The sequence below is a fragment of the Paenibacillus sp. SAFN-054 genome (assembly GCF_051966755.1).
Lineage (GTDB): Bacteria > Bacillota > Bacilli > Paenibacillales > Paenibacillaceae > Paenibacillus_AQ.
The window spans coordinates 278249-303345 of the sequence record NZ_JBQCKS010000006.1; the positions used below are offsets into that span (position 1 = coordinate 278249).

At 53.6% G+C, this 25097-nt stretch carries 15 protein-coding genes; 2 read left to right on the plus strand and 13 right to left on the minus strand.

Annotated features, from left to right (window positions below; genetic code table 11):
• Window positions 1–32: 32 nt before the first annotated feature.
• From ACTHPM_RS24165 to ACTHPM_RS24225, 13 genes are all read right to left on the minus strand, one after another.
• The gene (locus ACTHPM_RS24165; protein WP_440397389.1) at window positions 33–1307 is read right to left on the minus strand and encodes a Gfo/Idh/MocA family protein; all 1275 of its coding nucleotides are present in this window, start codon (window positions 1305–1307) and stop codon (window positions 33–35) included.
• Between the two features lie 36 nt (window positions 1308–1343).
• The gene (locus tag ACTHPM_RS24170; RefSeq protein ID WP_440397388.1) at window positions 1344–2231 is read right to left on the minus strand and encodes a carbohydrate ABC transporter permease; all 888 of its coding nucleotides are present in this window, start codon (window positions 2229–2231) and stop codon (window positions 1344–1346) included.
• A gap of 15 nt (window positions 2232–2246) precedes the next feature.
• Complete coding sequence (locus ACTHPM_RS24175; RefSeq protein ID WP_440397387.1) at window positions 2247–3137, minus strand: ABC transporter permease; 891 nt, start codon at window positions 3135–3137, stop codon at window positions 2247–2249.
• Between the two features lie 91 nt (window positions 3138–3228).
• Window positions 3229–4953 carry an extracellular solute-binding protein gene (locus tag ACTHPM_RS24180; RefSeq protein ID WP_440397386.1) on the minus strand — a complete coding sequence of 575 codons (1725 nt, stop codon included), beginning with the start codon at window positions 4951–4953 and terminating at the stop codon, window positions 3229–3231.
• A gap of 140 nt (window positions 4954–5093) precedes the next feature.
• On the minus strand, window positions 5094–6452 hold the full coding sequence (locus tag ACTHPM_RS24185; RefSeq protein ID WP_440397385.1) for a response regulator transcription factor: 1359 nt from the start codon (window positions 6450–6452) through the stop codon (window positions 5094–5096).
• A 2-nt stretch (window positions 6453–6454) separates the two neighbouring features.
• Window positions 6455–8200 carry a sensor histidine kinase gene (locus tag ACTHPM_RS24190; protein WP_440397591.1) on the minus strand — a complete coding sequence of 582 codons (1746 nt, stop codon included), beginning with the start codon at window positions 8198–8200 and terminating at the stop codon, window positions 6455–6457.
• 254 nt (window positions 8201–8454) lie between these two features.
• The gene (locus ACTHPM_RS24195) at window positions 8455–10545 is read right to left on the minus strand and encodes a hypothetical protein (protein WP_440397384.1); all 2091 of its coding nucleotides are present in this window, start codon (window positions 10543–10545) and stop codon (window positions 8455–8457) included.
• Between the two features lie 128 nt (window positions 10546–10673).
• Entirely contained in the window at window positions 10674–11777 is a 1104-nt protein-coding gene (locus ACTHPM_RS24200; RefSeq protein ID WP_440397383.1) for a peptidylprolyl isomerase, read from the minus strand.
• Between the two features lie 201 nt (window positions 11778–11978).
• Window positions 11979–13412: a hypothetical protein gene (locus ACTHPM_RS24205; protein ID WP_440397382.1), complete on the minus strand. Its 1434-nt coding sequence runs from the start codon at window positions 13410–13412 to the stop codon at window positions 11979–11981.
• Window positions 13413–13595: 183 nt separating this feature from the next.
• A complete protein-coding gene (locus ACTHPM_RS24210; protein ID WP_440397381.1) occupies window positions 13596–14786 on the minus strand; it encodes a DUF4317 domain-containing protein in 1191 nt (396 codons plus the stop codon).
• 178 nt (window positions 14787–14964) lie between these two features.
• Complete coding sequence (locus ACTHPM_RS24215) at window positions 14965–15534, minus strand: SF0329 family protein (protein WP_440397380.1); 570 nt, start codon at window positions 15532–15534, stop codon at window positions 14965–14967.
• A 178-nt stretch (window positions 15535–15712) separates the two neighbouring features.
• Window positions 15713–19360, minus strand: a complete 3648-nt coding sequence (locus tag ACTHPM_RS24220) for an invasin domain 3-containing protein (protein WP_440397379.1) — start codon at window positions 19358–19360, stop codon at window positions 15713–15715.
• A gap of 88 nt (window positions 19361–19448) precedes the next feature.
• Complete coding sequence (locus tag ACTHPM_RS24225) at window positions 19449–19619, minus strand: hypothetical protein (protein WP_440397378.1); 171 nt, start codon at window positions 19617–19619, stop codon at window positions 19449–19451.
• A gap of 280 nt (window positions 19620–19899) precedes the next feature.
• On the opposite strand from ACTHPM_RS24225, the gene ACTHPM_RS24230 reads away from it, so the two are divergent.
• Entirely contained in the window at window positions 19900–24354 is a 4455-nt protein-coding gene (locus ACTHPM_RS24230; protein ID WP_440397377.1) for an AAA family ATPase, read from the plus strand.
• Between the two features lie 150 nt (window positions 24355–24504).
• Window positions 24505–25047, plus strand: coding sequence for a GNAT family N-acetyltransferase (locus ACTHPM_RS24235; protein WP_440397376.1), 543 nt, complete (start codon window positions 24505–24507; stop codon window positions 25045–25047).
• The last annotated feature ends 50 nt before the right edge of the window (window positions 25048–25097 follow it).

The following is a 25097-nucleotide window of genomic DNA, read 5'->3' on the forward strand; positions in this document are numbered from 1 at the left end:
CGCATGTTCCGGAATCCTGCTCCCGGTCCGTTTTATTTTACTCCCTCGGCGCTGTACCGCTGCTCGAACTCCTTCAATCGGATGACTTCGCCCGATACGCGGGATTCCTCCGCCGCGAAGGCCATCAGATGGCTCTGCACCGAATGCGCCGCCGATGTCAGGCCTTCCGCCGCACCGTCCGCACGGACGAGCTTCAGGAAATCCTTGACCAGCCCCATGTCGCCGCCGCCGTGTCCGACATGGCCACCCATGTCGGAGAAGCTGATGCGCTCGACCTTGCCGGTGCCGAAGTGAATGATCTCGATTTCGTTCTTCTCCATCGCGCCCCGGATCTCGCCCGTCGTTCCCATCAGCTTGATCGTCCGGCTTACGTCCCTCGTGAACGCGCTCATCGTGAACGCGACCGTGACTTCGTTCGCGAACTCCAGATTCACGACCTGGTGGTCGACCACGTCGTTATCGCAGTGATACACGCAGCGGCCGTACGGCCCTTCCTGCAGCGCCTTTAAGCGGGCATCATAGCTCATGTCGTCGCTGATCGCCGACGTCGGCCAATTCGTGTCCCCGGTCAAATAGACATCCGGCGCGTAGTAGAGGCAGGAATCCGCGACCGGGCAGCCGTCCAGGCAGCGCAGCGGCGCGCCTTCCGGCGCCTCGGAAGCTTTGAAGTGAGTCAGGTCCCCGAAGGAGGACACCTTGACGCAGTCCGCCCCGGCCAGCCAGGACAGAATGTCCAGGTCATGGCAGGATTTCGCGAGGATCATCGGGCTCGACTCGTCCTTGCGGCGCCAGTTGCCGCGCACGAAGCTGTGGGCCTGATGCCAGTACCCCACGTTCTCGTTGTGCTGAATCGAGATGAGCCTACCGATCCTGCCGTCATCCAGCAGGCTTTTCAGCGTCTGGAAGAACGGCGTGTACCGCAGCACGTGGCAGATGGAGAATACCAGCCCCGCCTTGGCCGCTTGCTCGCCCATGTCGATGCATTCCCCGGGATCGGGGGACATCGGCTTTTCGAGCAGCACGTGGTATCCCGCTTCAAGCGCCTTCATGGTCGGCTCGTAATGCTGCTGATCCTGGGTGCAGATCAGGACGGCATCGGCCAGCTTCGGCATCCGGAACAAGTCGTCCCAATGCTCGAAGCACATCTGATCCGCGATTCCATGCCGTGCCTGGAAGCTTTCCCGGCGCTCCCGCACCGGCTCCGCCACGGCCACCACTTCGAGCTCATGCGGATGCGAAACCGCGTATTCCAAATAGTTGATTCCGCGCAAACCTGCGCCGATTAAGGCTACCTTTACTTTTTTCATCCGAATTGCACTCCCTTACGAAGATGTCACCAGCTGTTATTCCTTGACGCTACCGACCGTCATGCCCTTCACGAAATACTTCTGGAGGAACGGATATACGACCATGATCGGCAGCGCTCCCATGAAGATCTGGGCCGTACGGAGCGTCTTCTCGCTCAGGTTCTCCATCGCCTTGATCTGCTCAATCGAAATCGACGTCATCTGCGAGTTGATCGACATAATGAGCGTAGACAGATAGGTCTGAAGCGGATACTTATCCGGCGAGTTCAGGTACAGAATGCCGTCGAACCACGCGTTCCAGTGGCCCACGATCGTGAACAGCCCGATGGTCGCGATGGACGGCAGCGATATCGGCAGATAAATGCGCCACAGAACCGTCCAGTGTCCGGCTCCGTCGATGGTCGCCGCTTCGTCCAGCTCCTTCGGGATTGTGCGGAAGAAGTTCAGCATGAGAACCATGTTCCACACGTTCAGGGCGCCCGGCAGGATGAGTGACCAGATCGAATCGATCAGGCCGGTGTTTTTGATGATGATGTAGGTCGGAATGAGTCCGCCGCCGAAAAACATCGTCACCGCGAAAAACCACACGTACGGCGTCCTGAACTTAAACTGCTCCCGCGACTTCGCCAGCGGAAAGGCGGTAATGAACACCAGGAACATGTTAACCGCCGTGCCGAGAACGACCCGTTCAACCGAGACGCCGAGCGAGCGGAAAAATTCCACCTTCTCGCCCAGGTACTTGTATGCGTCAAAGTTGAACCCGACCGGCCACAGACTGACCTCGCCGGCCATGGCCGCCGTATTGGAGCTGAGGGAAATCGACAGCAAATGAATGAAAGGGATGATGCCGAGCAGGGTGATGATCGTCAGCACCAGCGTGTTGAACACCACGAAAACCCTTCTGCTGAGCGTTGGTCTAATCATGTCTTTACCTCCCGCCTAAAAGATCCGGTAATTGTTGAATTTATAAGCCGCATAATAGGTCACGGACACGAGCACGAGCGAGATCACCGATTTGAACAGCCCGACGGCGGCCGCAGGTCCGAATTGCTGGCTGAACATGCCCAGCCGGTACACGAACGTGTCGATGATGTCGGCGCCTTCGTAAACGGTCGGATTGTACATGATCAGGATTTGCTCGAAGCCTGCGTTCAGGATGCCGCCGAGGCTGAGCACGCCGAGCAGGATCAGGATCGGAGACATCCCCGGCAGGGTGATGTGGATCATCTGCTTCCAGCGTCCTGCGCCATCCACTTCGGCCGCTTCGTACAGCGTTGCGTTGATGCCGGTAATGGCGGCGAGCATGACGATCATGTTGTATCCCATGCCCTTCCACACGTCGGAGCCGATGACGATGCCGCGGAACCACTGGTTATCGAGCATGAACATGATCGGCTTCAGATCAAGGGCTGTAATCAGCGCGTTTACCGGCCCGTTCAGCGAGAACAGCTCGATGATGACGCCGCCGAGCACGGTCCAGGACAGGAAGAACGGCAGAAAGATCGCCGACTGGATAAAGCGCGAGAACCATCGCTTGGTGACCTCGTTCAGCAGCAGCGCCAGAATCAGAGGCACGAGCAGGAACAGCACCATTTTAAAGATCGAGATGATGACCGTATTCCAGAGCACCTGCTTGAAATCTGGCAGCTCGAACACATAACGGAAGTTGTCGAAGCCGACGAATTTTGAATGAAAGAATCCGGACAGCGGCTCGAATTGCTGAAAAGCCATGACCAGGCCGGCCATCGGCCCGTAGGCATAAATGAGCGTGACGATCACGCCGGGAAGCAGCATCAGATGAAGCAGGTATTCTTTTTTCAGCGTTTTCACAAGTTGAACCTCCCCGTCGGTAATGGAATGGAAAACGGGAGGAATCTGCCGGCTGCTTCAGGCTCATCCTCCCGTTTCATCATTCAATGAATTATTTCGCTGCCTGCGTGCTGTACCAGTCGTTCACCTCTTGGGTGATCTGGTCGCCGCCAAGGGATTTCCAGCTTTGAACGAACTTGTCGAATTCGTCCAGGGGAGCGCCCATGATGATCTTGGTGAAGGCTTCCTGCATCAGCTTGTCGAGCTGCGCGCCTTTTTCCACTTGCGTTTCTGTCGGAAGGCCGTAGAATTCGTTGTTCACGAACGCGCCGCTTTCCTTGATCTGACGCGTTACGCCCCAGCCGCCGTCCTTCGCCGCACGGCTGAAGTATTGCCCCCAATTCACGCCTTTGCTCGCTTCCTTGGTATTGCCGGCCAGATAATCCTGCGCTGCCTTAAAGACATCGGCCACGTTCTTGTAGTTCTCGTCATCCAGCGTGATTTCGGTTTGCTTCGCGTCGAACGCTTTGTTCACTTCCGTGAAAATCGTATCGATTTGGGCCGGGTTGTAGATCCGCGGGTTGAACCAGTTGTATACGTAGCCGTTTTCGGCCTTGTTCTCGTCCATGTATTTCTTTTTGCCTTTTTCGATGTAGAAATTAAGCATTTTGATGGCCGCTTCCGGGTGCTTCATGTTCTTGTTGACCGCGAACACCTTGCCGCTGCGGATCTTTGGCACGAGCGATTTGCCCGGACCGTCGAGACCCGGAATTTGGACAGGAATCCACTCCGCCTTCGGATCCTTATCCACGCTCAGGTTGAGCGGATAGTTCGGATACCACCATTCCCCGTACACGATACCGACTTTGCCTGACGTAATATCTTCGACAGCCTTGTTCTCGTCCTTCAGGGCGAACTCTTTATCCAGAATGCCATCCTTGTACCAGGATTGCAGCTTGCCAAGTGCGGTTTTCACTTCCGGCTGGATGAGGCCCGGGATCAGCTTGCCGCTGCTGTCCTTGATCCAGGCGGATTGGTTGTCGCCGATCGAAGGGTAAGCGCCGTAGCTGTTGAAGAAGCCTCTCAGATCATAAGCCCAGAAGAATAGGTTCTTTTGCAGCGAAATGCCGTAGGTGTCGTTTTTGCCGTTTTGGTCCGGATCGTTTTTCACGAAGGCTTCCGTAATTTTGTCCAGATCGGCGACGGTTTTCGGCGCCTCCAGCTTCAGGTTGTCCAGCCAGTCCTTCCGGAGCCAGAGCAGCTGCGTCGACAGGAACGGGTCCTCGAAAGCCGGCATCGCCAGCAATTTTCCGTCCGCGGAGAATGTCTTCATGGCGAAGCCTTCGTCGGATTCCATGTACTTTTTCAGTTCAGGAGACGCGTAATTGTTGTAGGCTTCGGTCAGATCGGCAAGCATGCCCTGCTTTCTCAGCTTCTCGAAGTCCTTCTGGTTCAGCTCCATGATGTCCGGCAGGTCTGCCGAGGCCATGGCCAGCGAGAACTTTTGCTCGAATTGGCTGGACGGCACCGTCCATTTGTATTTGACCTCGATGTTCAGCATGTCTTTTAGATCTTTGAGATACGCGTTCTGCTCCGGCGTGATGCCCTTCGGCGTCCGCGGATCTTCCGGCGGGTTGTAGCCGAGCACCTCTGTCACGGTCACCGTGTCCGCATATTTACCGAGCGGCTCCGGCGGAGCGGCATTGGTGTTCTCTTCTTTCGGTGAGTCCTGGGGTGCAGATCCGGCCGAGTCCTTTCCTTGGCTCGAGCAGGCGGATAATACGGATAACGTCATCGTGGCAACCAGAATCATTTTCCATGGTTTGATCCATTTCATGATGAATGCTTTCCCCCTTTTATGTGCTGTCTTTTGTGTAACGTGCTTTCATGTTTTCATTATAGGTTTCGAAGGAAAACGCTATCAATTTTGAGTTTTTTACATGGCTATCACTTTGTTTACTATCTAGTCATTCCACGTCACTTCCCGCCCGCCAGGTGTTCGTTCCGGTAATCCTGCGGCGACATGCCCATCTTCTTCTTGAAAAAGGTCGTGAAATACGAGTGCGAATCGAAGCCGACGCGCCCGGCGATTTCGTTCAGCTTCAGGCTCGTATGCCGCATCAGCTGCACCGCCCCCTCCAGCTTCTTGGCCTGGATATAGTCGTGCAGGTTCTGCCCCGTCATCTGCTTGTAGTAGCGCGACAGGTACGACGGATTGAAATGGACGTTGTCCGCGATCGCCGTCAAGGAGACGTCCCCGGCCAAATGCGCGTCGATATAGCCATGAATCTGCTCAATCACCAGCTGCTTCAGATCCTCCTGCTTCATCCGGCCGTTCTCGTACAGTGCCTCTTCATGAATGCGCGCTTTCTGGATGTCGACGATGGCCATATGCTGGCCCATGGCAGCCCTGCCCTCCAGCATTCTCCGCAGCGTCTCGTACTGGACCCTCGCGCTCTCCCAGCGCCCGTCCAGATTGCCGGAGATGCCGAAGGAGACGGAGAGGCCCAGCAGTTGTTCACATTCGTTCTGCACCAGCTCCAGAATGCCCTTGATGTATACGGTAATCTTTTGCCAATGCATCAGGTCGCCTTCCTCCGCTTCCTGAAAACGGCCTAACAGCTCCGCTCCCGGCTGCAGCAGCCAGATATGCATATTGCCCTCCATCACCGCATGCTCGCAGACGATGGTCGAAGGCAGATCATTCAGGAAAATGCGCTGAATGGCCTCCTGCATGCTTTTGGACGGTACATCCTCCATGCGGTCGATTCTTCCTAGCAGGAAAAATACCGGCCGCTCCGCATCAATGCCAAACGACAGCTCCTCGTAACGGGGATCGGACAGCAGACCGCACAGCGGCTCGCCTCCCAGCACGCGCTCCATCAGCTCGTTCCGGAGGACGGACTCCGCGATCTGAAAGTGGAGCTTCGCCTTCTCTTCCAGAATTCTGCGCTTGTTCTCCTCATCCAGCTTCCCCGACGCCTTCTTCACGGCCCCGAATATCGGATCGATGCCTTCCGTCTTCAGGATGTAGTCGTCTACGTTCTTGCGCAGCGCTTCATGCACATAATCAAATTCACTGTATCCCGTCAGGAAAATCACCCGGCACTGCGGCCAATAGTACGTAATCTCATCCACCAGCTGAAGTCCGCTCTTCTGGGGCATGCGGATGTCGCTGACCAGAATATCGAGCTTCATTTTCCTGGCCGTCTCTAGCGCCTCCTTTGCGGAATACGCCTTGCATACGTCAAGCTCGAGCTCCGTATTTTCCTGAAAAAGCTGAACCAGGCCGTTCACGATTACCGGCTCGTCGTCTACGATTAACAGTCTATACATGGTTACGCCTCCTCTTTGTCATCGGTACGGATGATCAGATCCACCCGCAAGCCGCCATAAGCGCTTCTTGATACGAACACTCCGCTATCCGGGCCGTATTTCAGCTGCAGGCGGTTGTTTACATTCACGAGCCCTGTTTTTTCGATATGCTTCGAATCCATCGCCAGCTTCTCGCGCAGGCCTTCGATCACTTCTTCCCGCGCCAGGTTCCCGTTATCCTCCACGGTTACCCGCAGGCTGCCGTCCCGGTATTCGGTCCCGATGTAGATCATCCCCTCCATCATGCCGTCCTCGAACGCGTGCTCGAACACATTCTCGACGATCGGCTGAATGATGAGGCGCGGCACGGTCAGCGCCGGGGGAACACCTTCAATCGTCTCCGCCTCATAAGCGATGCGGTTCGAGAACCGGATGCACTGAATATCGCAGTAATCGAGCGCATGCCGGTATTCCTTGTAAAAGGGGACCTCATCGGCGCCGCTTCTCGTAATATATTGATAATAGCTTCCCAGCTTCTGCGAGAGCTCTGCCGCACTGTCCGAATCGCCGACCTTGCACATCATGTAAATGTTGAAAAAGCTGTTGTACAGAAAATGCGGGTTGATCTGCGACTGCAGCTGTTTCAGCTGCGAATGCTGCAGCGCTATTTTTTGCTCGTAGTTTTCCTCGATGGAGCTCTTCAGCTTTTGCGCCATGCTGTTGAAGCTGTTGAATACGTAGTGGAATTCGTCCTTCGTCTTGGAATCGATCATAATATTCAGGTTATCGGTTTCGATCATGTGGAACGCCTTGACCAGCTTCGACAGCGGCCGGTGAATCATCAGGTTGACCGAAAACGAATACAGCACCATGACGATGATGGCTATGATAAACAGCGTATAGAACCAGGTAATGAACTGGCTCAAAGGACGCGTGATTTCATTCTGATTCACGTACATCAGGAGGGACAGGTGCAGGGAGCTGACCTCGTTCGGGATAATAAAATAGCTTACGCCGCCCAGCCTTTTCATGATCGGCGCGCTCGGATCCTGCAGGCTTTGCTCGCCAGCCAGATGGAGCAGCGCATTCGACTCCTTCGTGCCCGCCGCTGTCGCCAGAACGGTGCCGAGCTCCTTGCTGCCGAGCAGCACCTCGGATTCCTGGTACAGTCCCGCGATTTCCTGCAAGGCCTCCAGCAGCTTGGGGCGGGATAACTCAATATAAGACCAGAGGCTGCCGTTGTTCTCCGTTTCGATCAGGAACAGACGCCCCCCGCTCCGGTAAAATGACGGCTTGGGCGTCTCCGCCATCAGCGAGGAGACGAGCTTCATCTCCGCGTTTGGCGTATTGGTAACGCCTGTTTCCGTGGAAATCGTCTTGCCGACCGCCTCGACGTAAACGCCGGCGTTCACCACGTAATCGCTCGATACGGTCAGCGTCGTCAGCCTGTCCCGGACCTGGTCGATCAGCTCCACTTCCTCGTAATTCTCCAGCATGCCTCCGCGGAAGCCGAGCTTCTGGAGATCCTTGTCATTCAGCAGCTGAAGCTGCAAATTGCGGATGAAGTACACTTCCTTGTCGAGCTGTTTGGAATAAAAAGACGCGCCTGCCAATGAGGAGTTCAGGATGGCATTTTTGGTGATGGACATCCCCTTGTAATTCAGCCAGATGTTCATCGATATGAGAGGTAGCAAAAATAGGACGAACACGATTACGATTTTTTGGTACACCAACCACTTGGACGATTTTCTTGCAGCCTGCAGCTTCATGCTTCTCCCCCGTTTACCGTTCATGTTCGCTGTCGTTGAGTTTAAACTTTCGTTCACTTCATCCTAAGTATAGTGATTATATAAAATGAACAGAAGCCTTACCTTTTTGAAGCCATGTATGTAACAAAAAAAGAACCGTCCCTTTGGAAGATTCCTTCATCGCGTGATGGATCCGGGAAGGGCGCAAAGAGAGCTCATCCTTCCCGGATTCCTGCTTCTTTCTTGCTTCTTTCTTGCTTCTTTCTTGTTTCCTTCTAGCGTCTGTCGTACATCTCCAGCTCGTTGATCGCGAAATTGCCCCATTTCAGGTTGGCCGCATGAATCTTGAGACGGAATTTGGAAGCGGTCGTGCGGGCGAAATCCACCGTCTGCGCTTCGTTCGTCTGATCTCCGTACTTCCAGGTCCACTGGATTCCCTGCTTCAGCGGTACCCACGCGGTGCCGTTATAGTATTCCAGGTCGAGCTTGGTTACCCCTTGGCCCGTCCCGAATCTCGTCACCACCTTCAGCTGGTTCGCCGTGACGGATTTCGTGCCGAAGTCGAGCGTAATGTCATTCGGGAACGTCACGCCCTGAGCCACGCTGGACCACGCCTTGTCGTACGATCCGTCCGTCAGGCTCTTGATGGAGCTGCTGGACAGGGTCGGCACGGAAGCCGTCGCGGTCGCGAGCGGCGCCAGGTTGCCCGGGTCCGGTCCGGGCGGCTTCGGCATCGGGGTCACCGGTGCCGGCGTATAAGTGATCGGCGTTTTGCCGGTGGCCGGCGGCACCGTTCCCTGGTACTCGAACGCGCCGATGTCCGGATCGCCGTTATAGAGCGGATTGCCGTAATAGTCGCGTCCGCCGTTGCCTTGGATCGGAACGCCTGCGCCGATCAGCGGAGAATCGCTCTGCAGCTGGTAGCCGTTGACGGTGTTCATGCCGGTGCCCCCGCTGCCCGGGCTGACAAGCTTCGGATTCGCGGTCACTTTGTGGGCGTCGGAGCTGACAAGCGTTTTGCCGCCGTAATAGGCATTGGAGTCAAAGGTCTGCCCCGTCAACGTCCAGCCCCTGTCTCCGGTGCTGTAGTATACGTTGTTATAGTTTTTGATGTTTTTCGGGCTGCCCGAGGATTTGGTGAAGTAATCGCTCATGACCGGATTGCCGGAAGCGGCGCCGACATAGATCGTATTGTTGTAATTGAGCACCGTATCGATCGATCCGCTGTAGCGGAAAATGCGCGCTTTGTCGTTCTGGCTGATGTTGTACCGCACGATCGTATTGATCGTGTTGTAGGTGTCGTTGACGTACAGCATGAACCCGCCGGCGTTGTCATGGCTGTAGTTGTACTGTACGAGCGAGCCGAGGTTGCCTGCATCGACGTCGAAGCCCGTGCCGTCCTCCGCACCGTTCTTCGCGGCAAACGATTCGTTGTACTGCACGACATTGTTGTCGGCATAAGCCCACCAGATCGACGCGTTCGTCGCCAGATATGTCGCCTCCTGCACCGTGTTATGCTCGACGACCGCGCCGTCCGTGACGTTCCAGGCAATGCCCCCGGTGGCGGCCCGGACGACGGTGTTGTTCGAAATCTTCACCTTCGTGGACGGGGTCCACGGCCCGTAAGGCTTCGGTACCCATTCCCACAAATCGCCCATGCCGTAACGGATAATGCAGTTCGAGCTGATATAGATGCCGTATGCATCCACGTCGGTCAGCGTATTTCCGTCGATCAGCACGTCGTTGAACGCGCTCGGCACCCAGGAACCCACGGAATCGAAAATAATCCCGCCGGAGCGCGTCGTATAGACGCCGTCCACGTCATGGATATTCAAATTTTTGATGTAAATATGGTTGAGAATACCGCTCTCCTCGTTCAGGATGTAGACCCCGCGCCGTTCTCCGCGCGTCCCCTTCCAATCCCGGGTGAACGGCTCGGAAGATGGATTCGTTACCTCCAGGTTGCTGATCTCCCAGTACTGCTGGTTTTTCAGAAAGACCGTCTGCAGCTCGCTCGCCACGCCGGCGATCAGCGGCTTGCCGCCGGTGCCGTACTTGTCGATGACGATCGGACTGCCGTCCGCCCCGGAGCCCTTGGGCCACAGCTGTCCCTGCCAGGAGCCCCCTGCCTTGAACAGAATATGGTCCCCCGGCGCAAAGGTCGTTGCATTGATCTTCTCCAGGCTCTTCCACGCCTTGTCCGGATTTGTGCCTGCGTTGCCGTCATTGCCCCCGACGTTATCCACGTAGTAGGTCGTACCTGACGCCGCTTCGGCTTCGGCTGGTGAGTTGACGCCTGCCAAACCCGTTACCAGCAGCACGGCCGTCAGCATGCTGAATGCTTTTCTGGCTGTCCTTCTTAACATGAGCTCTTGTCCTCCCTCGATTATGATGTGGCGAAGCGAAGAACCTTCTAGGTCCCGCTGTCACCTTATGTAAGTGCCCACGGACAAGCCGTGAAGCGTTTACAACAATGTCGGGCACTGCTTCGTGTCTAGTTTTGGACGTTCCATTTCCCATAAAGCGATTCGTTGACCTTCATCTCGGCTGCATCCAGCTTCTGTTGGACCATTTCCTTATACTGCCAATCAATATAGTCCTGGACTACCTGATCCTTGATGTTCTCGTACTTGCTGAATACCGATCCGGGCTCCGTCTTCTCGGTGCATCGCAGCAGATAGAGGCTCCCGTTCTCTTCTACGATGCCGCTCGTCTCCCCGGCCTTCATCCGGGCAGCCGCCTGCGCCACCGGGCTTCGCGCGTTATGCCGGTCGTTCCCGAGGTTGAAGCTGAGCTCCTGCGCGGTTTGACCGTCCGAATACATGCGGGCAGCATCCGCCAAAGAAACACCCTGCTTCAGCTTCGCTTCCGCTTCCCGCAGCCGGGCAGCCGCCTGTTTCTTCCTGGCAGGGTCCGCTTCATGATCCTCATTTAAAAAAGACACGGAAAGACTGAGCACCCGCGCGGATCCCGGCGTCTGGTATAGCTCCTGCTTATATTGCTCATAAAAAGCCTTCAGCGGCTGATCGTCCTCATGGCTGCGCAGCTTGGCAAGCATGCCGCGCTTCACCGCCGCAGTCGCGTTCGTCATCACATATTCGAAATACGCATCCTCAGTGTATTGGACAGGCCCGTAGATGACCTCGCCGGCGGCAGCGGCCTTCTTCCGCCGCGTGTTCTCCTGCTCCAGCTGCCGCACAAAACCCGCATAGCTGACGTCGCCCAGCACGCCTTCGTCCGCCGCGATCCGCTGCCGGATTTTCGTGCGGACGGCATCGTCCAGCGCCTGCTGCTTCAGCATCCGAAGCGGCACCTCGCCCCCGAAGGAACTCGTCCAGAAGCTGGCTGTTTGCTCCGCGCCGTATTTCTCGCGAAAATAGCTCATCACGCCGGACTTCTGCCGCTGCGCCGCCTTCTCGAATTCCGGCAGGGCGATCGGCATGCCGTCCACCGTCGCGATGGCGTCGCTTCCGCCGGTGACGGCCTCCTTCGGCATCAGCTTCTCCTTGGCGAATGCCGCCGAGGCGCATACCGACAGCACCAGACAGCCGGCAATGGCCCATATGTATTTCATCCGCGAACGTCCCGACTTGATCATGCAGCGCATCGCCTCCTGGAGGGGATTTTCGAACGTACCTGCTTTGTTGTTCAAATTGTAGTTCCGCGCCGGAGGCGGCGCAATTTTGAATTGTTGACATGGGGTTTTGATATTTTTACTTGTTGGGGATCATCGCGGGGGCGATTAAGGCTTCTGCCTGCAAAATAAAAATCCCGCAATGTATGCGGGATTCGCTTCCTATTATTTTACTGCAACCCATATCTCATTCAGCAACCCGCAAAGCTGGCCTTTGGAATCATTCGAACTCAGGAGTGTCGCATCCACTTTGTAGTTGTTGATAAACAGCTCCTTGCTAAATGCGCCCCTCAGCTCGATCGTATGAATGTCTCCCCAGCGAAAGCGTACGCCCTGAGACATCGTGTTGCGGATATACAAAGCCTCCGAGGATGCGAGCAGTCCCTGCTTGGCGCTGCCGAAGGCCGTGTCGTCGTACAGGAACATCGGAATCTCGTCAGGCTGGAGCGCTGCATAAGCCGAAAAGGCATTCTGGAATTTCTTTTCGTTCTTCGCTCCTTTCTCGTACAGGAACAGTTTCCGTGACAAATCCGACCCGAGGATGCTTCGCTCCAACAGGCTTTTGGCTAATCTCGGGTAACTGAAACCGCCTCCTTCCGCAGCGGCTCCTTCTTCCCCGTGCACCTTCTCCTCCGCCAGATCATTTCTCATCCGGTTTAGCATCGCGCAAAACTTGATCTTGGCATCATCCGAGGTAAGCATTGTGACCGCCACTTCAAAGCCGTTGATAAAAAGGTCCTTGCCAATACCTCTCAGTTCAATGACGCTGACCGAATAATAGGAATAGCTTTGGGGCTTGGCAAACGGGTTCTTGATGCAAATCCGTTTATTCGTCAGCAGACAGCCATCCTTCCCGCTGCCGAAGGCCGTATTATCGTATACAATGAGGGGGATTTCCCCGGGCAGCAGCTGCGCATAGCTTTGAACAGCCTGTCCCATTTTCTTTATGACCTTCGGATCCGGGGAGAGCCCGAATACGTGGCGCGACCAGCCGCTGTCTGCAAAAGCAGCAAGTAATCGGCTGCTGTAATCGATGGCCTCTGCCTCAGTCTCGATGATGATTTTGCCTTCGGACATGAATTCCTCATAGCTATCGCTATCCGTGGTTTGCATCGCATACGCCATGAGGGCCATGCAGCAAAACTTCAGCAGCTGCTCGACCATTCGGATATCCTGCACGCTCAGCACCGACCATGTCAGCGGCATACGCTGCTTATTGATGGTGATATGATTGCTCCCGCACTCGATTTGTTGTACGTTTTTCCAGGCGATCGTCGAGCGGCCCTTCATGTAAAGATGCTTATCCGTGACAAGGAAGCCGTCTTTTCCCGAACTGAAAATCGTGTTGTCAAACAATAACAGCGGCCGTTCCTGATCCCTGTCGATGACGGCATAGGTACGAATGGCATTGTCGAATCTGCCAAGCTCATTTTCTTCCAATATGGACGGAAAATGCCTATGCAAATCGGGCCTGAGCAGCAGCTTGCAGTGATACAGCAAGCCTTCTACGCTGAGTTCATCCAGCTCATCCTCTTCCATCGTTTCCTCTAACATCTCATAAAAATAATTCCCGTTCTCCGATACTAGTTCCATAGACATATATTTCACACCCAATTAAAGTTTTTAGGAAAAATAAACTATAAAACTCCTAATCCGTCGAACGCTTCTACCGCCGATTCCGCAAATGAACAGACTCCAATAAAGCAAGCATACAAAATGCTCCCCTCACATTAGACAGTCAAAATCATAGCCCTGTCTTCGTAAGGGGAGCATGTTATCTTTTCATTCTACTTTTTCCAACAATGTCTCTGTGGTGAGGGTGAAGCCCTCAATGATGGCATCCTCGTCAACCTCGATCATAATGCATCGTTTGCCTTGGAAGCTCACCTGCTTAATATACCTTAAATCCTGTGGACTGATCGTAATCGTGGCGACCTTCGTATCGATCTTGATCGATTTGGACGTGAATTTCGGGATTACGCTGCTGGCCTTCATTTCATAATTCTTATCGTCCACGATGGTCTCAAACGCCCGTTCCACAGCTTCCTTGGTCACGTTATCCACGCCGCTTGCGGTCAGCACGCGTTCCACATCGGTGTAATCCAGCCTCGCGGGTTCTTCCTCATCCTGGTGGGATTCAATCACATGGTGAATCTCCTCGTATACATGTGCGATCGTGGCGGAGTCCAGCTGTTCGCCCGCGACTTCCTTCACGATGTCTTCAAAGATTCCTCTCTCTTCGAGTGCCGTCACGGACCGCTGCGCATTCAAGACCTCTTCGATGAAATACGGATTCGGATCATTCGATTTCCCCGTAGCATACAGAACCCGGTTCACGTCGGAATAATTGTCCGTCACGCTGGGATAAAAGAACCCTTGCTCCGGTGTGCTGAGCTTGATAATCGGATCGACGATAAGATTGTACTTATACTCTCTCTCCACATAGTCGAACAAAAGCGCCTTCCGCTGCTTCTCCGTGGAGTTCACGCTGCACAGAATGAACGGATGACCGAACACTTCATCATTCCCTGTCTCCTCGGCTTCATCATTTCTCGCCTTGGTCGGCCGGTAGTATTGTCCGCGGATGAACGTAATGACCGTATCCCGTTCATACCTTGTGCCCGCCATCATTTTCTCCACGAGCAGCAGCATCAGATCCTGCCACTCCTCCGGATCCCCCGTCTGCAGCGCTTGGTGGAGCAGCACCCGCGAAGGGTCTTTTTGATCCTCCGTTTCCTCCAGAAACTTCAGCTCGAACAGCTTATGATCCAAATCACCGGTCAGCAGCTTTTTGAAATTGCCCATGTACAGCTCCTGCTTCTCTCGGTCCACAAGCTCAAAGGGACTCCGCTCCCAGTGATAAATCTCGTTCGTTTCCTTCATAATGTACACGTTAAGAATATCGTAAATTTGCATCAAATGATTATCCAGCTTAAACTGCTTGCGTATGTGCGCGACTTCTTTCTTGTTCATAGTTTCTTAGACAGCTCCTAGAAAGTAAATTGGCTTTATAAGTATAAACGATATAAAAACCCTTCGCTATATAAATTGAACTAGAGAAAGGGAAGGAAATTCGCCTGTATCCCATAGGGAATACAGGCGAAGCGAGGTAAAACTCTAGTTTATTTTATAATAGAAGGGTTTCTTATTCTCAACATGTGCTGCGCCGCAGCTCATAAAAATACTGCACGGCGGGATGCTTCAGCTTCATCTTCCCTGCCATGTTTAATATACGTTTTTTGCCAACCCGTCTGTCCACGAGCGCCAGAATATTCAATATTATATCGCTACTCTCGATGCTGTCTTCTATAGGACTCGCTAAAAATTGATTCGCTGCAACGACGAAATTTGATTTGCTTAATGCAGCCTGTGCCGACAAAATCTCTTTTGCATATTCGGATATTTTCCGGTTTCGTGCAATGACTTTCAGGCGTTCCTCCGGGACGGCCCCCTTGGTATCCTGTCTGACGGCTTCCAATTCTTCCTCGCTGATCGGAATTTGGATACCTGAGTCATTCTTGATTTCCATCTCCGTCTGATACCATCTTATGGAACCCGCCTTGTCATTCATCCGGAGCACGTCCTTGTGATCTACCGAAATATAACAAAGCCCTGCTTTATCCGGTAAATAACGATAACCCGTTGCCCGGTATTCCACCCGTCCATCCAATGCAGGACAGAGAAAGCTCTCCAGCTGTTGCTTCAATTTACTCCAGGACATGGTTCCTCCTATATATCTCGTTTCATTGATGCCTCCAGTCCAGTATGAAGAAACACCTGCCGAAAAACAACCCGTAAACACGGCTTAGGGTAAGCCTACGCTCGTCACCGAAGATAATTCTGGGGTCGTTCATAAGCACGTCCGGTATTCATATGAACGATCATCTCTTGCTGCGTTTTCACTTCCCATCGATCAGCCCGGCCTGCTCCAGCATCCGGTACATCAACACGCTCATCTCAGCTCGCGTTAGCTGTTTCTGTGGATGCAGCTCGCTGCCGTACCCCTTCACGAGGCCTTGCTGGATCGCCATCGCTATTGCAGACTTGGCCCACTCGCCGATCTCGCCACCGTCCGAATAAGCAGATAGATTCACATCCTCCAAGTCATCGTTATCAGACGGAGCGGCTCCGGCCCGCTCAAGCGCCCGAATGACCGTCACGATCGCCTCCTGCCGCGATACCTTCTGGTCCGGAGCAAAGATCCCGTCGACGAGCCCGTCCATGATGTGGTATGCGTGTACCGCTTCAACCGCTCCGCTATACCAGCTCGATGAGCTTACATCCCGGAACTGTGATGGACCTCCGCCACCTTCCGGCAAGCCGAGCGCTCTGGATAACAGAGCGGCAAGCTCCGCACGGGTAATTGCGGCTTCCGGCGCGAACCGCGTTTCGTCGATCCCTTGAATGATCAGCCTGCTGTTCATATCGCGAATTTCCGCTGCGGCCCAATGTCCTTGGAGGTCTGTCAGCCCGGATGGCTTGGATGCCAGAACAAGCGGGTTATTCGTGAGCGTATGAACAACGGCAGCCGGCTTCCCGTCGATTGTGGTGAACTTCGTCGGGACGGGGCGTATGCCCAGCTTATCATCCCACGCCACGGCGGTCGAAGCCGTTCCGGCAGAAGCTTCCGGCAAATACATGATTCGCTCCACATACGGATGGAAGCGGGTTATCTCGTTCATACCGCCTTGATGTGCCTCATAGACTTGATTGAAGATCGGGTCCGACATCAATCGAATCCCGCTTTCACCCGCAGCATCCTGTATTCCGGTTAAGGACTTAAGCTCATCACGCTCCATCGTTAGCTGGAGTTCGGTATCTTTGGCCCAGGCCGAATCCGTCTTAACGATTTCAGCTAACGGCATCCGGTATTGACCCTGATAGGTTGCCAGGATCAAGGCAGCGGACTTTCCGTTCAGGAGTAAGGCAACCTCGCCGGGAACCCGCAGTACGGTCCGATCGGCTTTCGTCTCCACCGAAACCGTGAGAACTGCATTCGGGCCCGTCAGCGGATCCAGCACCTTTTTCAGCGCATCCATCTTCAATTCAATATCGATGTACTTCGCTCCATTCGCATCCTTCGCCATCTTGGCGATTCCCGGAATTTCAGTCCCGTTCACCCGTACCTTCAATGCGTCGCCATTTTCCGGCTTTGCCGGATTGGCAGCGCCCTGAGGACTTGCGGTTCCCGCTCCAGATGAACCTGAAGAACCACCTGAATCCGGAGTCGGGGTTGAATCGGAACGAACGATCTGAAGCTTATATGTCTTCACCGAACCATTTGGTGCTACGACACGGATTTCAAAAATGTTATTGCCCGTAGCCAGAGAATACATATCTGTCATCGTGCCGCTATGGATCTGTGACCCGTTGACGTAAATTTCGGCATCGCTGTCCGCGGGTATCAGCAGCATTCTCAGTCCATTCACGGCAGAGCTGGCGGATATGGAATAGCTCGTTTTCTCGGGATCAAAAGTAAAGCCGAGCGCCCCGCCCACGCCGGTAAGCTGCCATCCGCTTAAGCTGTTATTGCTGCTCTCAGGAACAATATTACGGATTTCGATGACCCGGACATTGGCGTTCCCCGCTGTATCTGCCACATAGACTGAATAGAATCCGTTCTCCCGCACGGTAAACCGGTCTGTAAATACCGTACCTTCCTTATCAAAATACGATACCTGCTGTTGCCCCGGCGCCCACTTCATCACAGCAACCTTGTTCCATTGTCCATAGACCGCGCTGGTTGCGGTGACGCTCACGCCTTCCACAGTTGGCGTATCCGGATCTTGCTTCAATTCAATCGTTGGCGGCTGATCGTAGGTAAACGTAATCTCCGCCGATTGATCCACCGGAATCCCGCTGGCCTCTTCCTTGGCCGTATAGGTAACGACTTCAGCGGCTGTATTGCTCACCGCAAACTTGGCGATCCCCTTCTCATCCGTAACAGCAGATAACGCTTCGATAACCGACTGTCCGCCGCTCGCTTCAAGCTTCACCAGCTTCCCTGCGAGAGGATGGTCATTATCATCCTTCAGCATGACGGTAATTTCGGCCTTGCTGCTTCCATCAGCCCGTACAACGAGATCACTCGCAGTAAGGCTCGAATGCGAGGCGCTAACGTGTCCGGGCAGGAATTCCACGGAAGCCGTGGCTGTCAGCGGTCTCTCATTGACAAATGCCTTCACGGTGGCTGTTCCCAGTTCCGTTGGCGCCGTCAGCCTCGCCGTATACGTGCCGTCCTCGTTATCCCTTACCTCCGTAACTTTCCCTGATGTGGAGCGGATGACTACAAAGGCTCCCCCCGTCGTCAGCGCCCGACCTTGCGCATCCTTCAGCCTGACGGTGATCTCGGTCTGGCTTGTTCCATCCGCAGGCAGCGCCGCGTCCGCCGCTTCGATCATGCTCGCCTCGGCCGATGGCGCTCCGGCCACAAACTGCACGGTGGTGCTGGAAGCTAGCGGTGTGCTGCTAATGCTTGCGCTCACCGTCGCTGTGCCTATATCTGTCGGTGCCGTCAGCTCAGCTGTATACGTTCCGTCACCCTTATCCGTTACAGGGCTCACCGTCCCTGACGTCGAGGTAATGGCTACCGCGGCTCCTCCGGTTTTCACCTCATTCTCGTACGCATCCTTCAGCTTGACCGTTACCAAGGTCTCACTCGTTCCATCCGCAGGCAGCACGGTTTCCGCCGTTTCAATGGTGCTTGTCCCTGTCGATGGTTCTCCGGCTACCCACTGCACTGCAGCTGTCTTCGTCAAGACCTTGCCACCAAAACTCGCGCTAAGCGTTGCGGTACCGGTAGTCACAGGCGCTGTCAGCGTGGCCATATACGTGCCGTCTCCATTGTCGGTTACAGGACCCACCGTCCCTGACGTCGAGGTAATCGCGACCGTCTCTCCCCCACTTGCGATCTCATTGCCCTGGGCATCCTTCAGCTTGACCGTAATCGGCGTCTGGCTTGAACCATCTGCCACAAGGCTGGAAGCTGCCGCCATGATCTCGCTCTCCGTCTCGGAAATGGAATGATCGGCGATCATGTACGTCCGGAAGGCAAAATCATAATTGGCTACGTCGCTATACCCTCTTGTATATACATTGCCGCTTTTCCAGTATGCATTCAGGCCGACAGGATCTCCGTTTTCTGTGGACATGACCATTCTATACATCGTATCCTTCTTCAGATATGGCCGTTCACCGGAGAAGTCGACCGCCACCCAGCTCGCATCAGAGTACTCCGAAACCGACTGCCCTTGTGCAAGAAGGGTTGAATCACCTTCCTTATACAGCTTTACCTGGATAGCCCCGGCAGCACCATAAACACCGGCTACATATAAATCAATTTTATCCAGAGTACCTGTAACGGCCGGCGTAAAGGTCTGAAAAAGCGGACGGTCTTTATTTAGCCAGATACTTCCGCTTCCCTGCGTCTGCTCCTGGTCCGGCAAGGCCGCATCTGCTGCAAGGGCAGGACTGTTCATCGTCCCGAATATAAGAGCCATTGCCAGAGCCATGGCCATCCACTGCTTGTTGTTTTGTAAACGTTTCATGTTCTTCATCCTCCATCCTTTGCTCCCATGCCATCTTGCTTGCCATAAATGCAGGTCCCCTTCTTCTGTTCTCCTTCCGGCCCAATCGTCAGGTTGCAGCATAGAAATACCCCCCGACAATTACCGCTCCGAACATAAACAGTCCAAAATACCATTTCGTAAACTGCCAGCTCATGCCGCTTCCTTCCCACCAAAGCTTGGCATAGATCACTATACCCAGCAAAAGAATGCTGACCAGCGCAATCAAACCATTTTCCATCTTTCTTCTAACCCTCTCTATCATCAGTAAATTACGAGCTCATACCATTTGAAAATAATCGAAAAGGTGTCTCTACCTCCATACCTACAATGGAGTATTTTTGGTGCTGATCCCCACATGCAGGTTGTAATTTCCGGTAACGCATTCCATGTAATTCCATTTTCTATCTGTATCAGGAACAGCCATTGCATTACAATAGGAGGTATGAAGGTTATGGAAGATCAGAGGTGTTCGGAAATTGGAAACCAACCAACCCAGCAAGAAATCCATAGGCAGTTCTATGAGCGAAACAGATTCTTCCGTTGGGCAAGTGCATGAGGCAGGTATGACTTTAAGGGCGTGTATGCAAAAACCTGGAGGGATGGAACCGGACAGATTTCTTCCCCTTGCGAGATCTTTGGCGGCCAGTGTCGGCAGGCTTCATCAGCAGCAGAGGATTCATTTGGACCTGAGACCGGAGCGGATAGGCGTTTCTTCCGCCGGAGATGAGGCTTATGTAATGGATTCGGGTTATGCCGTTCAGCGGTCAGCGGAAGGCTACCCCTATCTCACGGATGGCGTCCTGGAATCCGGCTTGCCGTATTGCTCTCCGGAAAACACGGGAAGAATGCACCAGCGCGTGGATGAGCGGAGTGATTTATATTCCTTAGGTATCATTTTCTATGAAATGCTGGCAGGCCGCCCTCCTTTTCGTTCGGATCAGCCGCTGGAGTGGGTATACATGCATCTGGCCCAAATTCCCCCGTCCCTGACGAGCCTTGTGCAGCAATTACCTGATGGCCTGGAATCGATCATCACGAAGCTATTGGAGAAAAATCCGGATAAGCGTTATTCCAGTGTGGGTGTTCTGCTGGCCGATTTGGACAAAATCGGAAGACCTCACGATATTCACCTGATGGAACAGACGCTTCACGGGCGGGAACATGAAATGGCGATGCTGACCCAAGCTTTCTATTCCGCGTGCCTGGGGTCGACAGAAATGGTTTATGTCTCAGGCGAAGCCGGTATCGGCAAAACAAGCCTGATTGAAGAGGTGCTTCGGAAGCAGCAGCATGACAGGGATTTCCACTATATCACCGGGAAATTCGAACAGCTCTCCAAAGAAAGCCCGTATCATCCCATTATTCAGGCATTCCGCGGATTGATGCGGCATTGGTTAGGACAGCGGAAGGATCAGTCCCTGCGGTGGAGACAGAAGCTTCAGGAGACGCTCGGGCCCAATGTTCAGGTCATCGCGGATATTATTCCTGAAGCCGGGCTCATTCTGGCCAGTGATCACGTGCCTGCGCTGGAGGAGCTGCAGGCGAATGAATCGAAGAAACGGTTCATTTATGCTTTTCGCAAATTTGTTCAGGCCCTCGCATCAAAGGAGCATCCGCTTGTGCTGTTCATCGATGATCTGCAGTGGGCCGATGCCTCCTCGCTTCAATTGATTCACGCGCTGTTATCTGATCCCGAATGCCAGTATGTAATGATTGTGTGTGCATACCGTCCTACGGAGACAGACCCGGCCAAGCTGCCGGGATACGAGCCGGACGGGAGCATGACCTCCCAGGCGCTGGTCCGTCACATTCATCTGAGTCAGCTTGGACTCGCGCAAATGAACCAAATTGTGATGGAGACGCTTCATAGTCCCGCCGATACGACGCGTTCACTTACAGAGCTCCTATATCATCAATCGAAGGGCAACCCATTTCATTTCAAGCAAATTTTGCTCCGCCTCCAGGATGAGCATATTCTGGGCTACGATCAGGAGGAACGCTGCTGGAAGTGGAATCTTGGGAAGATTCTTGAGCAGGTTCCCCGCTATGCCATCCATGAGCTGATGGAGCACAAATTACACCGTCTGCCCGCGGATGTCCGGGGACTGCTGCAAATTGCCGCTTGTGTAGGGAGCACCTTCCACCCTTCATTAATTGCCCTCGTCTTGGACCGTGAGATTACGGATATCCATTGGTCAGCCATTGAAGCGGAAGGGATGATCGCGCCGTCTGAAGTAGGGTTATACCGCTTTACTCATGATCATATCCAGAAGCTCATTTATAACGGGATCGATGATGAATCGAAGCAGGATATCCATATCCGAATCGGCCAGTGCCTGCAGGGCAAGGACAACATATATGGGGAGCATTCCCTCTTTGATGCAGTCAACCATTTGAACCGCGGATCGGCAAAAATGAAGCATCGGCAAGAAATCCTGCAGCTCGTCAGATTAAATCTGGATGCCGGACACCGGGCCAAAACGTCCACGGCTTACGACATTGCCCTGGGTTTTTTCGCGAAAGGCGTGGAGCTGCTGTCTCCGGAGGACTGGGACCGGGAGTTCGAGCTGATATTCGAGCTGCACGCCCAGAAAGCGGAATGTGAGTATTTGTGCGGCTATTCGGCCGATTCAGAGCGGGGCATTGACTTTCTGCTTGACAAGGCACGCAGTCCGGTTGAGCGGAGCCGTGTGCAGATGATCCGGATTATGCAGTACATTAATCAAGGCAAATATCATGAGAGTACGGCTCTCGGCCTTGCGAGTCTGAAGGAACATCGAATCGATATCTCGCCGCATCCGAGCAAATCCCTGTTGCTTATGGAAGGCAAGCGGATCGATGCTATTCTCGGCAACGAGTACGGCCGGCTTGCGTTTCTGGAGGAGATGACGGACCCCGAGCGGATCAGTGCGATGAATCTGATCTATGCAATCATTCCATCCACCTTCTTCACCAATAAAGAAGTGTTCTTCCTGCTGACATGCCGCGCCATACAGCTTACATTGGAGCACGGCAATACTCCCGCTTCCGCGGCAATTTATACGGCCATGGGCATGCTCCTTGGAACCGCATTGGGCAAATTCCAGAAGGGCTATGCCATTGCGAAGCTTGGCGTGGAGCTCTCCGAGCGCTACAATGCCGCGTCCATTAAAAGCAATACCTATACCATGTTCGGCAGCGTCCTCTGCCAATTTGCCGGAAATGCACGCGAAGGAGACGCTTATTTAATCAAGGCGCTTCGGTGCGGGATGGATTCGGGGGATTACGTGTTTGCGAGCTATGCTATGGGTGCTCATGTGAACTCCCTTTACACCAGAGCATCGTTAAGTGAATTGGCCAGAACCATTGCCGAGTACATGGATGTGCTCGATACGACCAAGGATGAGTTCGTGAGGAAGAACTTTTACCTGTACCAGCAGGTCATTCTGGCCCTCCAGGGAAGAATCCCCTCCCCCTTATCGTTCAGCAGCCCGGATTTCGACGAAGAACAATTTCTGGAACAGATTCGCCGGGAAGAGACTTCCGCTACCACTTTGTTTCAGTTCAGCACGTACAAGACTCAGATCAGCTATCTGACAGGCGAATATGGGGAGGCCGTCCATTGGGCCAAACAAGCGGCAAACGATGAGGCATACGCGACTCATTTGCCTCACCTGCCGGAATGCGTGTTCTATGCCTCGCTCGCCATCATGGCGGCCCCTGACCAGTCACAGGCAGATATCCAGCAGTTAAATCGTCACCTTCAACGCTTTAGAGAATGGACAAAGTGCAGCCCGGAAAATCATCAATCCCATTATGAGCTCCTTCAAGCGGAGTTCGCCCGAATTTCAGGAGAGCTTCACAAGGCTGAAGCGATGTACGATCAGGCCATCCGTACCGCAAGAGAGCTGGATGACTTCCATGTGACAGGGATTGCCGGCGAGACTGCGGCCAACTACTATTTGAGATGCGGCAAAAGCAAGACGGCGGGGTATTATCTTCAGTTGGCGGTTGAAGGGTACAAGCAGTGGGGGGTGCAGCTGAAGGTATCCCAGCTGGAGGAACGCATAGGGAGGATGCGAAGTCCGGAGGATCGTTATCCGGTAGGTGAGCGTACCTTGACGCTCGAGGACCAGAAGATTGCAATTGCGAATCAGACCGCAGGCCATATGCCAACCAAGCGAAGCGACCCCAATTTCGTGGACAGCATAGACCTTGCCGCGATTCTCAAGACAACGCAGGCCATCACCCATCAGATGACTTTGGACAACGTGCTGGCGGAAATCATGAATACCATCATGAGGCATGCGGGAGCCAGCAAAGGCGCGCTGCTTACCGGCACCGAGGATTCCCTTGTCATTCAGGTCTATGCGGATTCGGAAACCTCCACTTTTACTTCTCCTTCGGAATTGACCGACAGCGATCTGCTGCCGGAGGGAATCATCCGCTACGTGTTTCGAAGCCAGGAGGATATTTATTATAACGGAGGAGAGGTAAGCTGGCTGATTCATAACCCCTACATGGCTCAGCATCAGCCTCAGTCGGCGCTCTGTATCCCTGTAACCGTTCACGGCACGATGATGGGCGTCCTCTATCTGGAGAACAAGCTTGCCCAACATGTGTTCATGCCCGGCCGCACGGCTGTTCTTCAAACCATGGCGTCCCATGGAATTTTTATGTGCGTGCTTCAAAGTGCGCCTGAGCCTCCCTACCCGCTGCCTAGTCCCGGGGGTGCCGGGGAAGAAGAGCATGATGAGCCCGAAGCTATGGAAGAGGCGCTAACCGAACGTGAGTTGGAGGTGCTTGCCCTATTAGCGGCCGGGTTAACCAATAAGGAAATTGCCGAACGTCTGATTATCGCTATAGGTACGGTGAAGGTTCATGTAAAGAATATTTTTGCCAAGCTAAAGGTCAACCGGCGTATCAATGCCATTGCCCAAGCCAAGGAGCTCAGGCTGATCAGCGACAACAGGCGATCCGTTGAATCAGTTTAAGTGGGTAATCCCAAGTTGCCGTTACGAGTAATGAGCAAATATTCTCTATTCACACTACTGTGCCTCTTACCTCCTGAATGCTGTTTTTGCATTGGCATGTACCGATAGAATCGACATCTTGATATATAACATGATAAGGAGCCATAGCTTATGCAGCAAATTGAAACCAATCGACTGATATTAAGAAACTTCTCCAAGGCGGATGCTGAGGGCATGCTAGAGTATTTATCCAATCCAAGAGTAAACTGCTTCCTTAGCGAACAAATCTCAACACTTGAAGAAGCCATTGATATCGCGAATAAAAAGAGTCAAGATGACTCCTTTATTGCAGTCTGCCAAAAAGATAGCGGCGATCTGATCGGGGAGTTATTCTATATGAAAGAAGAACCCGATACCTATAGCGTTGGATGGAATTTCAACCATCAATACGAAGGCAAAGGGTATGCAACTGAAAGTGCGAAAGCCTTCCTACAGTATCTCTTTGAGCAAAAAGAAGCCAGAAGAGTATATGCGTATGTTGAGGAAGACAACGATAAGTCCCAGAAGCTATGTGAGAGATTAGGGATGCGGAAAGAGGGCTGTTTCTTGGAATTCATTTCGTTCACCAAAAACCAAGACGGAACACCCAAATACGAAAACACCTTCCAGTACGCTTTCCTTAAGAAGGAATGGTTACAATCACCGATGATCTAATCAAAGCGGTTCCGAATCATGTCCTGCTATAAAAACAGAGGAAAGGCTTG